Source organism: Actinacidiphila bryophytorum, assembly GCF_016916835.1.
Taxonomy (GTDB): domain Bacteria; phylum Actinomycetota; class Actinomycetes; order Streptomycetales; family Streptomycetaceae; genus Actinacidiphila; species Actinacidiphila bryophytorum.
The window spans coordinates 424,354-438,972 of the sequence record NZ_JAFFIX010000003.1; the positions used below are offsets into that span (position 1 = coordinate 424,354).

A 14,619-nucleotide genomic window follows, 5' to 3' on the forward strand; every position below is an offset into this window, starting at 1 on the left:
ACGCCCATGAAGTAGCGACGGTCCGGCGGACGATCACCCCGGACCTAAAAGGAGCGAAGTGGCTAAGGTCCGGGTCTACGAACTCGCCAAAGAGATGGGAGTCGAGAGCAAGGTCGTCATGGCCAAGCTCCAGGAACTCGGCGAGTTCGTCCGTTCGGCGTCCTCGACCATCGAGGCGCCGGTAGTCCGCAAGTTGACCGACGCTTTCCAGGGTCCCGGCGGTGGCAACGGCGGCAAGTCCGCCGCCAAGCCCGCGGCACCCCGCAAGAGCGTCCCCGCCAAGCCGGCCCCCACCCCGGGTGCGCCGGCCCGTCCCGCTGCCCCGGCGCCCAAGCCGGCCGCCGGCGGCCCCGTCACCCCCGCGGCCCCCGCCGCGCCGAGCACCGGCTCCGCGCCGGCGCCCGGCCCGCGCCCGGGTCCCGCCGCGCCCAAGCCGGCCCCGGCCGCGCCCAAGCCCGCTCCGGCCGCACCCGTGCCGGCCGCGGAGTTCCAGGCGCCGCCCGCCGCACCCCCGGCGAACCAGCCCGCCAGGCCCGGTTCCGCCACCCCCGGCCCCCGCCCCGCACGCCCGGCCCCGGCCGGCGGCCAGCGCGACGGCGACCGGCGCGACGCAGGCCAGCGTGACGGCGGACCCCGCCAGGGCGGGCGCCCCGCGCCCGGCCAGGGCGGCGCAGCACGTCCCGGTGCGCGGCCCGCAGGCCCGCGTCCCGGCAACAACCCCTTCACGTCCGGCTCCACCGGCATGCCGCGCCCCGGTGGCGCGCCGCGTCCCGGCGGCGGCCAGGGCGGTGCCCCGCGTCCCGCGGGTCCCGGCGGCGGCGCTCCGCGCCCCGGTGGCGCCCCGCGTCCCGGCGGCGGCCAGGGCGGTCCCGGCGGTGCGGGCGGTGCCCGTCCCTCGCCGGGCGGCATGCCCCGCCCGCAGTCCGCAGGCCCGCGCCCGAACCCGGGCATGATGCCGCAGCGCCCCGCGCCCTCCCCGGGCGGACGCCCGGGCGGTGGCCCCGGCGGCCGCAGCGGCGGTCCCGGCGGGCGTCCCGGCGGCCCCGGCGGTCGTCCCGGTGGCGGCGGCGGCTTCGCCGGCCGTCCCGCGGGTCCCGGCGGCGGCGGTCGTCCCGGCGGCGGCGGTGGCGGCTTCGGCGGTCCCCGTCCCGGCGGCGGTGCTCCCGGCGGTGGCGGCGGCTTCGGCCCCCGTCCCGGCGGCTTCGGCGGGCGTCCCGGCGGCCCGGGCGGCCGTGGTGGCACGCAGGGCGCGTTCGGTCGCGGCCCCGGCGGCCGTCCGGCGCGCGGACGTAAGAGCAAGCGCCAGCGGCGCCAGGAGTACGAGGCCATGCAGGCCCCGTCCGTGGGCGGCGTGCTGCTGCCCCGCGGCAACGGCCAGACCGTGCGCCTGTCGCGCGGTGCCTCGCTCACCGACTTCGCCGAGAAGATCAACGCCAACCCGGCGTCGCTCGTTCAGGTGATGCTCAACCTCGGTGAGATGGTCACGGCCACCCAGTCGGTCTCGGACTCCACCCTGGAGCTGCTGGCCGGCGAGATGAACTACGTGCTGGAGATCGTCAGCCCGGAGGAGGAGGACCGCGAGCTGCTCGAGTCCTTCGACATCGAGTTCGGCGAGGACGAGGGCGGCGAGGACGCACTGCAGCCGCGCCCGCCGGTCGTCACCGTGATGGGTCACGTCGACCACGGCAAGACCCGCCTGCTCGACGCGATCCGCAAGACCAACGTGGTCGCGGGCGAGGCCGGCGGCATCACCCAGCACATCGGCGCCTACCAGGTCGCCACCGACGTCAACGGTGAAGAGCGCAGGATCACCTTCATCGACACCCCCGGTCACGAGGCGTTCACCGCCATGCGTGCCCGCGGTGCGAAGTCCACCGACATCGCGATCCTGGTGGTCGCGGCCAACGACGGTGTGATGCCGCAGACGATCGAGGCGCTCAACCACGCCAAGGCGGCCGAGGTGCCGATCGTGGTCGCGGTCAACAAGATCGACGTCGAGGGCGCGGACCCGACCAAGGTGCGCGGCCAGCTCACCGAGTTCGGGCTGGTGGCCGAGGAGTACGGCGGCGACACCATGTTCGTCGACATCTCCGCCAAGCAGGGCCTGCACATCGACGAGCTGCTCGAAGCGGTGATCCTCACCGCGGACGCCTCGCTCGACCTGCGGGCCAACCCGGAGCAGGACGCACAGGGCATCGCGATCGAGGCCCACCTGGACAAGGGCCGCGGCGCCGTGGCGACCGTCCTGGTCCAGCGCGGCACCCTGCGGGTCGGCGACACCATGGTCGTCGGCGACGCCTACGGCCGCGTGCGCGCCATGCTCGACGACAAGGGCGAGAACGTGGAGGAGGCGACCCCGTCGACTCCGGTGCTCGTCCTCGGTCTGACCAACGTGCCCGGCGCCGGCGACAACTTCCTGGTCGTCGACGAGGACCGCACCGCCCGGCAGATCGCCGAGAAGCGCGCGGCCCGCGAGCGCAACGTCCGCTTCGCCCGCAAGGGCGTCAGGTTCTCCCTGGAGAACCTGGACGAGGCGCTCAAGGCCGGCCTGGTGCAGGAACTCAACCTCATCATCAAGGGCGACGCGTCCGGATCGGTCGAGGCCCTGGAGTCCTCGCTGCTCCAGCTCGACGTCGGCGACGAGGTCGACATCCGGGTCCTGCACCGCGGTGTGGGTGCGGTCACCGAGTCGGACATCGACCTGGCGACCGGCTCCGACGCCATCGTGATCGGCTTCAACGTCCGTGCGGCCGGCCGTGCCGCACAGATGGCCGAGCGCGAGGGCGTGGACGTCCGCTACTACTCGGTGATCTACCAGGCCATCGAGGAGATCGAAGCGGCGCTCAAGGGCATGCTCAAGCCGGAGTACGAGGAGGTGGAGCTGGGCACCGCGGAGATCCGCGAGGTCTTCCGCTCCTCCAAGCTCGGCAACATCGCCGGTGTGCTGGTCCGCTCCGGCGAGGTCAGGCGCAACACCAAGGCCCGGCTGCTGCGCGACGGCAAGGTCATCGCGGAGAACCTCAACATCGAGGGCCTGCGCCGCTTCAAGGACGACGTCACCGAGATTCGTGAGGGTTACGAGGGCGGTATCAACCTCGGCAACTACAACGACATCAAGATCGACGACGTCATCGCGACGTACGAGATGCGCGAGAAGCCGCGCGGCTGACGCTGCGGCCCGGCCGTACGGAGTTTCCGTACGGCCGGGCGACGGCTGGGGCCGGGGCCGGTCGGCGGGGTAAATCCCGTCGATCGGCCCCGGCCGTCGCCTGTACCGTCGTACCCATGTATGCAGGCACACTGTGCTTCGACCTGCTCCTGGGTGACGTACGGTCCCTGAAGGAGAAGCGGTCCGTGGTCCGTCCGATCGTCGCCGAGCTGCACCGGAAGTTCGGGGTGAGCGTGGCGGAGACCGGCGAACAGGACCTCTACCGCAGGGCCGAAATAGGAATCGCCGTGGTGTCGGGCGAACTCGGGCACCTCAAGGACGTACTCGACCGGTGCGAACGCTGGATGATCGCCCGACCCGAAGTGGAGCTGCTGTCCGCACGGCAGCGCATCCACGGTGAGGACGACTGAGCCCATCGGCAGCGGTCGGCGAACGACCAGGACGACCAGGACGACCAGGACAGAGAGAAGAAGACGATGACCGACACCGCGCGGGCGCGCAAGCTGGCCGACCGCATCCGGGTCGTGGTCGCGGAGACCCTGCAGCGGCGGATCAAGGACCCGCGGCTGGGCTACGTGACGATCACCGACACCCGGGTCACCGGCGACCTCCGGGAGGCGACGGTCTTCTACACGGTCTACGGCGACGACGAGGAGCGGGCCGCCTCCGCCGCCGCACTGGAGAGCGCCAAGGGCGTGCTCCGCTCCGAGGTCGGCCGGCAGACCGGGGTGCGCTTCACGCCCACCCTGGCCTTCGTCGCCGACGCCCTCCCGGACAACGCGCGGACCATCGACGACCTGCTGGCCAAGGCCAGGGCCGCCGACGAGGAGGTCCGCAAGACCGCCACCGACGCGCAGTACGCCGGCGACGCCGACCCGTACCGCAAGCCGGCCGACGAGGACGCAGAACTGGACGCCGAGGACGCCGAGGACGCCGAGGACGACGGGGACTCCGGGGCCGACCGGGCCGACGACGAGGGCGGTACGTCACCGGCATGACCTCCCGCACCGCAGTACCCTCCGGGCTGGTCGTGGTCGACAAGCCCGGGGGGCTCACCTCGCACGGCGTCGTCTCCCGTATGCGCCGGCTGGCCGGCACCCGCCGGGTCGGCCACGCGGGCACCCTCGACCCGATGGCGACCGGCGTGCTCGTCATCGGCGTGGAGAAGGCCACCCGGCTGCTCGGGCACCTCGCGCTGACCGAGAAGGAGTACGTCGCCACCGTCCGGCTCGGCCAGACCACCGTCACCGACGACGCCGAGGGCGACGTCACCGCCACGGCGCCGGCAGCGGCGGTCGCCGCCATCACCCGCGAGGCCCTGGACGCCGGGATCGCGGCGCTCACCGGCCCCATCCAGCAGGTGCCCTCCAAGGTCAGCGCGATCAAGGTCAACGGCGTGCGGTCCTACACCCGCGTGCGCGAGGGCGAGGACTTCGACCTGCCCGCGCGCCCGGTCACCGTCTCGTCCTTCACCGTCCAGGACGTGCGCCCCGGCCCCGGGGTGCTCGACGTGTACGTCACCGTGGTCTGCTCCTCCGGCACCTACATCCGGGCGCTGGCCCGCGACCTCGGCGCCGGGCTCGGCGTCGGCGGCCACCTCACGGCGCTGCGCCGCACCCGCGTCGGCCCCTACGACATCGCGGGCGCGCACACCCTGGAGGAGCTGACCGAGGACTTCCGCATCCTCCCCATCGAGGACGCCGCCGCCGCGGCCTTCCCCCGCTGGGACGTCGACGCCTCCCAGGCCGAGCTGCTGGGACACGGGGTGCGCATCAGGGCGCCCGAGCTGGCGCCGGGTCCGCACGCCGTCTTCGGGCCTGACGGGCGGCTGCTGGCGCTGGTGGAGCCGGACCAAGGGCAAGCCCGCATCGTGGCGGGCTTCCCCGCCTAGGCCGTGTTTTGGAAGTAGCGCCGTCCGCCCACAGGGCGGGCCCCGCGGCGTCCGGTGCGTGCGATCGCAAGGCGGAGGGTCGTCCTCGTAGTGGGCCTGCTCGGACGACTCCGACAACGCAGCGAGTGTGCGTGCCAGGCGTCGCGGGGCAGGCGGGACTTCCACAACACGGCCTAGCCGTGGGGGGCACGCCCCCCTTCTTGCCCGCACCCCGGTGGGTCCGCCCTCCGGGGTGCCTCTTTTCCTCGATCCGGGACCTTCCCTCCGGATGGCGGTGGGCGCGCAGTTCCTCGCGACCCTGGGGGTGCCCTGGTGTCACCCGGGTGGTGGGGCGCTCGGGGTGAAGGCGGGGCGCACGAGGGGGCGCCTTCGCCCGGTGATCTAGGCGGGGCGATCAACCGACACTACCGTCGAAGCGGGACGAACTGGGCGCGGTAGTGGGGGAGGTGCCCGCATGGGGGCGGCACGGGGGGCGGCGGGCGGCGGAGCGGACGACGTACTCGTCCGGGTCTGCGACCTCGCAGGACGCCCCCGCGGCACCGGCTTCCTCGCCGACGCCGACGGCACGATGGTCACCAGCCACGAGGCCGTCGACGGCCTGGCCCGGCTGGTGCTGCACGCACCCGGCGGGCAGTTGTGCCTGGTCGAGGCCGCCGCCATCACCGCACTGCCGGAAGAGGGCCTCGCCCTGGTCGCCACCGAAGGGCTGAGCATGCCGCCGCTGGCACTGGCGCCCGGCGGCCCCGCGCACCCCGAGCGGCGGATCCGCGTCCGGCTGCCGCAGCCCGCCGAGGGCACGGTGCTGGGCACCGCCACGGTGACGTACACCGCCACCGACCGCTTCCACCTGCTGGAGGGCGTCTACGAACTCGCCCTGGACGGCACCGACATGAGCCGTGTGCCGCCGCAGGCCTCCGGCACGCCCGTCGTCGACGCGCTGACCGGCGCGGTGCTCGGCGTCGTCGCGACCGCCCTGCACGCCGGGCACCGCGCCGCCGGCTTCGCACTGCCGCTGCGGCCCGCGGGCGCACCCCGCGCGCTGACCGACCTGCTGGCCCGCAACGCGGCGACCGTGCCCGGCTACGGCCCGCACCTGAACCTCGCCGGCGCGCTCCAGCTGACCGCGACCTCCGTGGGCGCGGCCTCCGGCCCCGCCGAGTGGCGCGAGCCGGTCGCCAGGCCGGACGTCGCCGACGCCCTGCGGGAATTCCTCGCCGCACGGGGGGAGAGCGCCCCGCTGGTGCTCGGCCTGGTCGGCGAGCCCGGCACGGGCCGCAGCACCGAGCTGGCCCGGCTCGCCGCCCGCCGCACCCGCGGCGCACTGCCCGCACCCACCGTGTGGCTGCGCGGCGCGGAACTGCGCCCCGCCGACGGCGGCATCAAGGACGCGGTGGAGCGGTCGCTGCGCACCGCGGCCCGGATCGTCGGCGCCGCCACGACCGCCGAGCCGCTGCACGCCTCGCCCGACGCCGTCGCCGACCTCGCGCGGGCCGCAGGGCGCCCGCTGCTGATCGTGCTCGACGCCCCCGAGGAGATGCCGCCGGTCCTCGCCCACGCCCTCGACGACTGGACCGCGGGCACCGCGAGCTGGCTGCGGGCGGGGACGGCCCGGCTGGTCGTCGCCTGCAGGCCCGAGTTCTGGGACCAGGCGGGCCGGCTGCTGCCCGCGGCCCTGCTGCACGGGCGCCCGGCACCCGGGTCACCCGAGGACGGCAGCCGCCCGCTGCCGCCGTACGTGCGCGTCGGCGACCTGGACGCCGCGCAGGCCGCGGCGGCCCGCGAGCGCTACGGCCTGCCCGACGGGGCACTCGGCAGCGCCGACGAGGCGCACCCGCTGACGCTGCGGCTGCTGTCGGAGGTCCGTGCGGCCGTCCCGGGCGGCGCCGACGGCACCCCCTCCCGCGTGCAGGTCTTCGCCGCGCACCTCGACCTGATGTGCCTGCGGATCGCGGTCCGGCTGGCCGCCGCGGCCGACCCGCCGGTACGCGGCACCGGCGTGCGGCACCTGGCCGCCCGGGTCGCGGGCCAGGTGCACGAGGCCGCCCGCCGCTGCCTCGGCCCTGGCCAGGGCGAGCTGGACCGGGAGGCCTTCGAGGAGCTCTTCCCCTGGCGTACGGGCTGGGCCTCCGCCGTGCTGACCGAGGGCCTGCTCGTCCCCGCGGGCGCCGGCTACCGCTTCGTCCACGAGGAGGCCGCCGACTGGCTGCAGGCCGTGCACCTGGACCTGGCCGCGGCCCTGCAAGCCCTGGTCCACCGCTGGTTCGCCGCCCCGGCCGCGGAATCCGCCGACGCTCCCGTACGCCTCCCCTCCCGCCCCGCCGCGCGGGCAGGGCAGCCGCCGCCCGTACCGCCGGCGCCGGCCGTCGCCCCGCCGTCGGCGCCGCGCTCCCTGCCGGTGCCCCGGCACCGGGCGGGACCCGTCGTGCAGGCGCTGCTGATGGCGCCGCCCGCGGAACTGGCCGGGCATCTGGCCGGCCTCGTCCAGGCCCTCGACCACAGGACGCCGCCGCCCACCCGCTGCACCCCGCGCAAGGCGCCCGCACCGCCCCCGCCTGCGGTCACGGTGCCGGCCCCGTCCGCGCCGCCCCCCGACGACCTCGACGCCGACACCGTGCCCAACCCCAGGACCCGCAGGGCCGCCCGCCCCGACGCGGTACCCGGGACGCTGCGGCAGCAGGACTCCGACGACGGCGGCTGGCCCGACGGCGTGCAGGTCGCCGGGCGGCCTTCCCTGCCCGGCCCCGCAGCCCGGCGCGGCGACGCCCTGTGGTGGGCGGCGCACCTGCTGCGCGAGGTGCTGCTGCGGCTGCCCGACGCGACGGTGTGCCGCACGGTGCTGCGCGACCTGGCAGCCAGGACCGCGGTACGGGCCGTGGAGCGCGGCGGCTTCACCCCCGAGGGCATGGGCGGCCTCGGCGACTTCGGGCCGTGGTTCTGGCGCCGGGTGCGGCTGCCGGTCGCAGAACGCCTCGAACTGCTGCGGCTGCTGCTGCCCGCCGACGGCCCGCCCGGGCTGCCCGACCGCCACGACCGCTTCCTGGCCGCCGTCGCCGAGCTGCTGTGCGAGCGGCCCGCCGACGTGCTGCCCGCGGTGTGCGGCTGGTTCGACGACGACCGCCCGCTCCAGGCACCGCCCGGCATCGACGGGCCGCGGCTGACCGTCGCCTCGGCCGCGCAGGCCCTGCTGCACACCCACCGCAGGCTCGCCGTGGACGACCTGACCGAGGCCCTGGTCGCCGCGGCCCACCCCGGCGCCGACGAACTCCTGGCCGCGCTGGCCGAGGACGAGCCGTCCGCGGTGTGCCGGGCCGTCGACCGCTGGGCGCACGACCCGCGCCCGGACCGGCACGTCGCAGCCGCCGCGTACGGCCCGCGCGCCGCCCTGCACGTGCGCTCCGACGCCGACCGCGAACTCCTCCGCTATGCCGCCCTTGCCGTACTGTCCCGCCCCGGCGACTGCTCGCTGCACGGCGCCGTGCTGGGCATGCTGGTCCGCGACCCGGCCACCCGCGCCCGCCACCTCCCGGCCGCACTCGACCGTTTCGCCACCGGCGACCCCAGGCTGCCGGCCGGCGCACTGGCCGCGGCGCTGACCACGCATCCCGAACCGGTGCTCGCCGCCTTCCAGGCCAGGCTGCGGTCCGCCGAGGTCGGCGCCGACGACCTGCTCGCGGAGATGGCCGCGGTCACCGCCCCCGCGCTGGCCCGCAGGACCGCCGCCCTGGTCCAGGACCACCTGCGGCACCGCCCCGCAGGGGCAGCGGGCGTCGCCCGCTTCCTGGACCTGCGGCTTGAACAGGGACCCGCGGTGCGTGCCGTGGTCCTGCCGCTGACCACCGCGCTGCTGCGCGACCACCCGCCGGAGGTCCGCAGCATCCTGGTCGCGGTGCTCGCCGCCCCCGGCAGCCACCTGTCCCGGCCGCTGCGCCAGGAACTCCTGGACGCTGTGCTGGAGACGGAACGCGACCCCGACGTCCTGGACGCCCTGCTCGCCGCGGCGGCCGACGGCGCCGCCCGCCGGCCGCCGCCGCTCACCCACGACCTGGTCCGCCGCCTCGCCCTGCTGCTCGGCCGCACCCCCGAGGGCGCCGCCCGCTTCGACCGCCGCGTCGTCGAACTCGCCGCCGCCACCCCCGACTTCTCCCGGCTGCTGCTCGACTGGCTCACCGACACCGCCACCTGGGACCCGCTCGTCGGCCCGAGCGCCCGCCACCGCCTCGGCCGTCCCGCACCGGCGTCGGGCGAGCGCAGCTGAGCAGCACCGGAAGCCGCCCCCGCCGCCGCGGGGAAGCACGCCCCGGCCGGGCCGAGGATCCGCGGCGGCGGCGGACATGGCAGTCTTGGCTCTGCAGAAAAGCGAATGTCATGGATTCAGCGAGGGAAGCGGAGCGTCAAGGTGCAGCGCTGGCGGGGCTTGGATGACGTTCCCGGTGACTGGGGACGCTGCGTCGTCACCATCGGCTCCTACGACGGCGTCCACCGGGGCCACCAGCTGATCATGGGCCGTGCGGTGGAGCGGGCACGCGAGATGGGGCTGCCGTCGGTGGTCGTGACCTTCGACCCGCACCCCAGCGAGGTCGTCAGGCCCGGCAGCCACCCTCCGCTGCTGTCCGCCCACCACCACCGCGCAGAACTGGTCGCGGCACTCGGGGTGGACGCCCTGCTGATCATCCCCTTCACGAGCGAGTTCTCCCAGCTCTCACCGAGCGAGTTCGTCCGCACGGTGCTGGTGGACGGGCTGCACGCCAAGCATGTGGTGGAGGGCCCGAACTTCCGCTTCGGCCACAAGGCCGCGGGCGACGTCGACTTCCTGTCCGCGCTCGGGCTGAAGTACGACTACGAGCTGGAGGTCGTGGACCTCTTCATGAGCGGTGCGGCCGGCGGCGGCGAACCCTTCTCCTCCAGTCTGACACGGCGGCTGATCAGCGCGGGCGACATGGAGGGCGCCGCCGAGGTGCTGGGCCGCCCGCACCGGGTCGAGGGCGTCGTCGTACGCGGCGCCCAGCGCGGCCGCGACCTGGGCTACCCCACCGCCAACGTCGAGACCCTGCCGCACACCGCCATCCCCGCCGACGGCATCTACGCGGGATGGCTGCACGTCGGCGACGAGGCCATGCCCGCCGCGATCTCCGTCGGCACCAACCCGACCTTCGACGGCACCACCAGGACCGTCGAGGCCTACGCCATCGACCGGGTCGACCTGGACCTCTACGGCCTGCACGTCGCCGTGGACTTCCTGGCCTATCTGCGCGGGATGGAGAAGTTCGACACCATCGACGCCCTGCTCGAACGGATGGCCGACGACGTGAAGCGCGCCAGGGACCTCATCGGGGCGGCCGCCCAGCCCTCCCGCAGCGACGCCCGCTAACCGCCGCCTGCCCCGGGGGCACCCCCGGGGCTCACGTCGGGCGGACCAGCCGCGTCTCGTACGCGAACACCACCGCCTGGACCCGGTCCCGCAGCTCCAGCTTGACCAGCACCCGGCTGAAGTGCGTCTTGACCGTGGCCTCCGCCAGGTGCAGCGACGCGGCGATCTCGGTGTTCGACAGCCCCCGGCCCACCTCCACCAGTACCTCCCGCTCCCTGGCCGTCAACCGCGACAGCCGCTCGTCCGCCTCAGGACCCTCGGCGCCGCCCGCCGCCGGCAGCTGGTGCGCGAAGTTCTCCAGCAGCCGCCGGGTGATCCGCGGCGCCACCACCGCGTCCCCCGCCGCCACCGACCGGATGGCCGCCAGCAACTCCTCGGGCAGCGCGTTCTTCAGCAGGAAGCCGGACGCCCCCGCCCGCAGCCCGGCGAAGGCGTACTCGTCCAGGTCGAACGTCGTCAGGATCAGCACCTTCGACTGCGGGCAGCTCTCGATGATCCGCGCCGTCGCCTCGATCCCGTCGGTGCCCGGCATCCGCACGTCCATCAGCACCACGTCGGGCCGCAGCTCCCGGGTGAGCCGCACCGCCTGCGCACCGTCCCCCGCCTCACCCACCGCCGTCATGTCGGCCTGCGCGTCCAGCACCATCGTGAACGCCATCCGCAGCAGCGGCTCGTCGTCCACCAGCAGCACCCGGATCACCGGCGCCTCCTCCTTCCTGCCCGCGACCACCCTCCCCGGCGAGGTGGCGCCCGCCGGCGGTGCTGCGGATGCTGCGGATTCTGCGGTCACAACGGCTCCGGAGTGGTCAGAGTGAGAACGGCGGCCACCTGCCAGCCGCCGCCGGGCAGCGGCCCCGCCGTCAGCCGGCCGCCATAGGCCGCGGCACGCTCCCGCATCCCGGGCAGCCCGTGCCCGGCGGACGCGGCGGGGTCGCGCGGCAACGCAGGCCCGGTGCCGTCGTCGGTCACCGTGACGGACACCGCCTCCGGCGCGCACTCGACCCGCACCTCGGCGCTGGCCCCCGCGGACGCGTGCTTCAAGGTGTTGGTCAACGCCTCCTGCACCAGCCGGTACACCGTCAGCTGCGCCGCGACCGGCACGAGCGCCGGATCACCGGCCACCTCCAGCCGGGTGGGCAGTCCCGCCGCCCGCACCTGCTCGGCCAGCGCGGGCAACTGCCCGATGCCCGGCATCGGATGCCGCAGCGCGTCCGGCTCGTCGGCCCGCAGCACCCCGAGGAAGCGCCGCATGTCCGTGATCGCCTGCCGCCCCGTCGCCGACACCTGCCGCATCGCGGTGGCCGCCCGCTCCGGACTGCGCCGCTGGGCGAAGACCGCGCCGTCCGCGAGCGCCACCATCACCGACAGGTTGTGCGTCACGATGTCGTGCATCTCCCGGGCGATCCTGGCCCGCTCCCCGGCCACCGCGAGCTGCGCCTGCTGGTCGCGCTCCCGCTCCAGCCGGACCGCCCGGTCCTCCAGCGTCGCCAACCGGTCCCGCCGGCTGCGCATGTTGAGCCCCAGCACCATCGCGGCGGTCGCCATCGCCGACAGCGACACGAACGTCCCCGTGCCCCTGTCGTGCATCGACCACCGCAGCGTCGCGAGCAGGATGCCCCCTTCCAGCACCGCGAACGCCAGCAGCGTGCGCCGCCGGGTGCTGTAGGCGGCCACCGCGTACAGCGCGACGAGCAGGGTCACGTCCGTCGGGATCCGCACGTCGAGGCACCACTGCACCAGGGCCGTGCCCGCGATCGTGCAGAACACCGCCATCGGCGCCCGTCGCCGCCAGACCAATGGCAGCACCAGCGCCGCGTGCAGCGGCACCAGCAGCATCGGACGGCCGCACAGCTGCTGGCGCAACGCCGCGGCGCTCGCCATGAACAGCCCCACCGCGAAGACCGCGTCCAGCGCGGGCGGCGACAGCCGCACCCACCGGGCGACCCGGGCATACCCCGCCCGGCCCACCCGCTCGACCCGAGCCGCCACCCGCCCCACCGGCCCCGCCGCCTGCTCCACCGTCCCGCCCGCGCTACCGCCGGCGTCCGGCAACGACCCCCGGCCCGCCGAGCCGAGCCCCGGGACGGCGTCCGGGTCCGAGATCCCGCCCGGGTTCGAGGCCCCGCCCGCCTGGGGGACCCGGCCCGGGTCGGACGTCTCACCCAGGCCAGGGACCCCTGCCGACTCCGCGGACGCCCCGCCCGCGGACGGCATCGCGAACGTCATCACGCCACCGTCACGCGTCGCGCCGCTTGAGCAGCACCGCAGCCGCCGCCAGCGCCACCGCCGCATACAGGCAGAACACCGCGAATCCGGTCCATGGCGCCAGCGTATGCGCCTCCCGGTGCAGGGATATCAACGACTGGCCCGCGTTGCTCGGCAGCCACTGGTTGACGTGGTTCGACCAGGACGTGGGCAGCGCCTCGGCGAGCACCGGCACCACCAGCAGCAGCCCGAACACCGTGGCGATTCCGCCCGCCGTGTTCCTGATCAGCGCGCCGATCGCCACCCCAAGCAGACCCACGACCGTCAGATACAGGCCGACTCCCATCACCTGGCGCAGCACTCCGGGGTTGCCCAGGGACGTCCCTATGTGCTTGGAGGACATGGTCGCCTGGCCGATCAGGAAGGCGACGAGCGCGCCCGCCGTCGTCAGCACCCAGATGACCGCGGCATACAGCCCCGCCTTGGCCCACAGCACCGGCAGCCTGCCCGGCACCGCGGACAGCGACGCCCGGATCATCCCGGTCGCATACTCCCCGCTGATCATCAGCACCCCGAGCACGCCCACCGCCAGTTGGGCCAGGAAGAAGCCGCGCAGGCTCGTCATACCCGGCTCGAAGTCCGCCCGCTCATGCGGATTCATGCTCGCCCAGTGGCTTGCGGTGAACGCCGAGAACAGCGCACCCAGTCCGATCAACGCCACCACGGCCGCTATCAGGGTGTAGAAGGTGGAGCGCAGACTGCGCATCTTGATCCACTCGGAGTGGAACACCCGCAGCTGGGTGACATGGCCGCGCGGGGCGGCCGCCGCGGCCGGGGGCACGGGGCCGCCCGCCATGACCGTGCTGGTCGTCGTACTCATGCCGGCTGTCCTTCCCGCTCGCGCGCCGGGGACTGATACTCCACCGCGTCCCTGGTCATCTCCATGAACGCCTCCTCCAAGGACGCCTGCTGCGGCGTCAGCTCGGCGAGGGCTATCCCGGAGTCCGCCGCGATCCGGCCGATCCGGTCACTGCTCAGCCCGGTGACCTCCAGCACCTCCCGCTCGGTCGAACTCACCGTGACCTCCGGCCCGGCCAGCGCCTGCCGCAGCCGGTCCGCCTCGTCCGTCCGCACCCGCACCGACGTGCCCGCCGCGGACCGTACGAACTCCGCCACCGACGTGTCGGCCATCAGTCGGCCGCGGCCGATGACGATCAGGTGCTCGGCCGTCAGAGCCATCTCCGACATCAGATGCGAGGACAGCAGGACCGTGCGGCCCTCGGCGGCGAGGTCCTTGAGCAGATTGCGGATCCACAGGATGCCCTCGGGATCGAGCCCGTTCACCGGCTCGTCCAGCACCAGCGTGGCCGGGTCGCCGAGCAGTGCGCTGGCGATGCCCAGCCGCTGGCCCATGCCCAGCGAGAAGCCGCCTGCCCGCTTTCGCGCGACCTCGCGCAGCCCGACGATGTCGATCACCTCGTCCACCCGGCGGCGCGGTATCCCCGTCGTGGCGGCCAGCGCCAGCAGATGGTTGTAGGCGCTCCGGCCGGTGTGGATCGCCCGCGCCTCCAGCATGGCGCCGACCTCGTGCAGGGGCGCACGGTGCTGGGCGTACCGTTTCCCGTTGACCGACACCTCCCCGGAGGTCGGAGCGTCGAGCCCGAGGATCATCCGCATCGTGGTCGACTTCCCGGCACCGTTCGGCCCGAGGAAGCCCGTGACGGCGCCCGGTCGCACGGTGAAACTCAGCTCGGTCACCGCGGCGCGCTCGCCGTAGCGTTTGGTCAGGGCGTGGGCTTCGATCATGGGAGGGACCTCTTGGCGTGCGTCGGAGGGGGGTCGATCAGGATGTCTCCATCGTCCGATTCCCGACCCCCCGTCCGCGACGGTCCACGGGCGGATTCCGTAGCCCGCCGGCTGCATCCCCGGGGTGACACCGTGTACGACCGGCGGGGTACTCGACCGCCCGGAGCCCTTACACGCCAA

Annotated in this window: 10 protein-coding genes; 6 read left to right on the forward strand and 4 right to left on the reverse strand. The window is 74.8% G+C overall.

Going from position 1 to position 14,619, the window contains the following annotated elements; translation table 11 throughout:
• Nucleotides 1-58: 58 nt before the first annotated feature.
• The 6 genes from infB (at nt 59) to JT723_RS07095 (ending at nt 10,428) form a co-directional block, all read left to right on the forward strand.
• Nucleotides 59-3,169, forward strand: a complete 3,111-nt coding sequence (gene infB / locus JT723_RS07070) for a translation initiation factor IF-2 (protein WP_205043588.1) — start codon at nt 59-61, stop codon at nt 3,167-3,169.
• 116 nt (nt 3,170-3,285) lie between these two features.
• Entirely contained in the window at nt 3,286-3,579 is a 294-nt protein-coding gene (locus tag JT723_RS07075) for a DUF503 domain-containing protein (protein WP_205043589.1), read from the forward strand.
• A gap of 66 nt (nt 3,580-3,645) precedes the next feature.
• Nucleotides 3,646-4,167 carry a 30S ribosome-binding factor RbfA gene (gene rbfA / locus JT723_RS07080; RefSeq protein WP_205043590.1) on the forward strand — a complete coding sequence of 174 codons (522 nt, stop codon included), beginning with the start codon at nt 3,646-3,648 and terminating at the stop codon, nt 4,165-4,167.
• Nucleotides 4,164-5,060: a tRNA pseudouridine(55) synthase TruB gene (gene truB, locus JT723_RS07085; RefSeq protein WP_205043591.1), complete on the forward strand. Its 897-nt coding sequence runs from the start codon at nt 4,164-4,166 to the stop codon at nt 5,058-5,060. The genes rbfA and truB overlap by 4 nt, the downstream gene beginning before the upstream one ends.
• Nucleotides 5,061-5,514: 454 nt before the next feature.
• A complete protein-coding gene (locus tag JT723_RS07090) occupies nt 5,515-9,315 on the forward strand; it encodes a S1C family serine protease (RefSeq protein ID WP_205043592.1) in 3,801 nt (1,266 codons plus the stop codon).
• A gap of 141 nt (nt 9,316-9,456) precedes the next feature.
• A complete protein-coding gene (locus JT723_RS07095; RefSeq protein ID WP_205043593.1) occupies nt 9,457-10,428 on the forward strand; it encodes a bifunctional riboflavin kinase/FAD synthetase in 972 nt (323 codons plus the stop codon).
• Nucleotides 10,429-10,459: 31 nt separating this feature from the next.
• Here the strand turns inward: JT723_RS07095 and JT723_RS07100 are convergent, their stop codons facing one another.
• The 4 genes from JT723_RS07100 to JT723_RS07115 all read right to left on the reverse strand — a co-directional run bounded on the left by JT723_RS07100 (nt 10,460) and on the right by JT723_RS07115 (nt 14,439).
• On the reverse strand, nt 10,460-11,128 hold the full coding sequence (locus JT723_RS07100) for a response regulator (protein ID WP_205043664.1): 669 nt from the start codon (nt 11,126-11,128) through the stop codon (nt 10,460-10,462).
• 86 nt (nt 11,129-11,214) lie between these two features.
• Nucleotides 11,215-12,654: a sensor histidine kinase gene (locus JT723_RS07105; RefSeq protein ID WP_307863908.1), complete on the reverse strand. Its 1,440-nt coding sequence runs from the start codon at nt 12,652-12,654 to the stop codon at nt 11,215-11,217.
• A gap of 10 nt (nt 12,655-12,664) precedes the next feature.
• Nucleotides 12,665-13,513 (reverse strand): ABC-2 transporter permease, encoded by an 849-nt coding sequence (locus JT723_RS07110; protein WP_240165161.1) that lies wholly within the window; start codon nt 13,511-13,513, stop codon nt 12,665-12,667.
• Complete coding sequence (locus JT723_RS07115) at nt 13,510-14,439, reverse strand: ATP-binding cassette domain-containing protein (RefSeq protein WP_205043594.1); 930 nt, start codon at nt 14,437-14,439, stop codon at nt 13,510-13,512. Before JT723_RS07115 ends, JT723_RS07110 begins: the two co-directional genes overlap by 4 nt.
• Between the last annotated feature and the right edge of the window lie 180 nt (nt 14,440-14,619).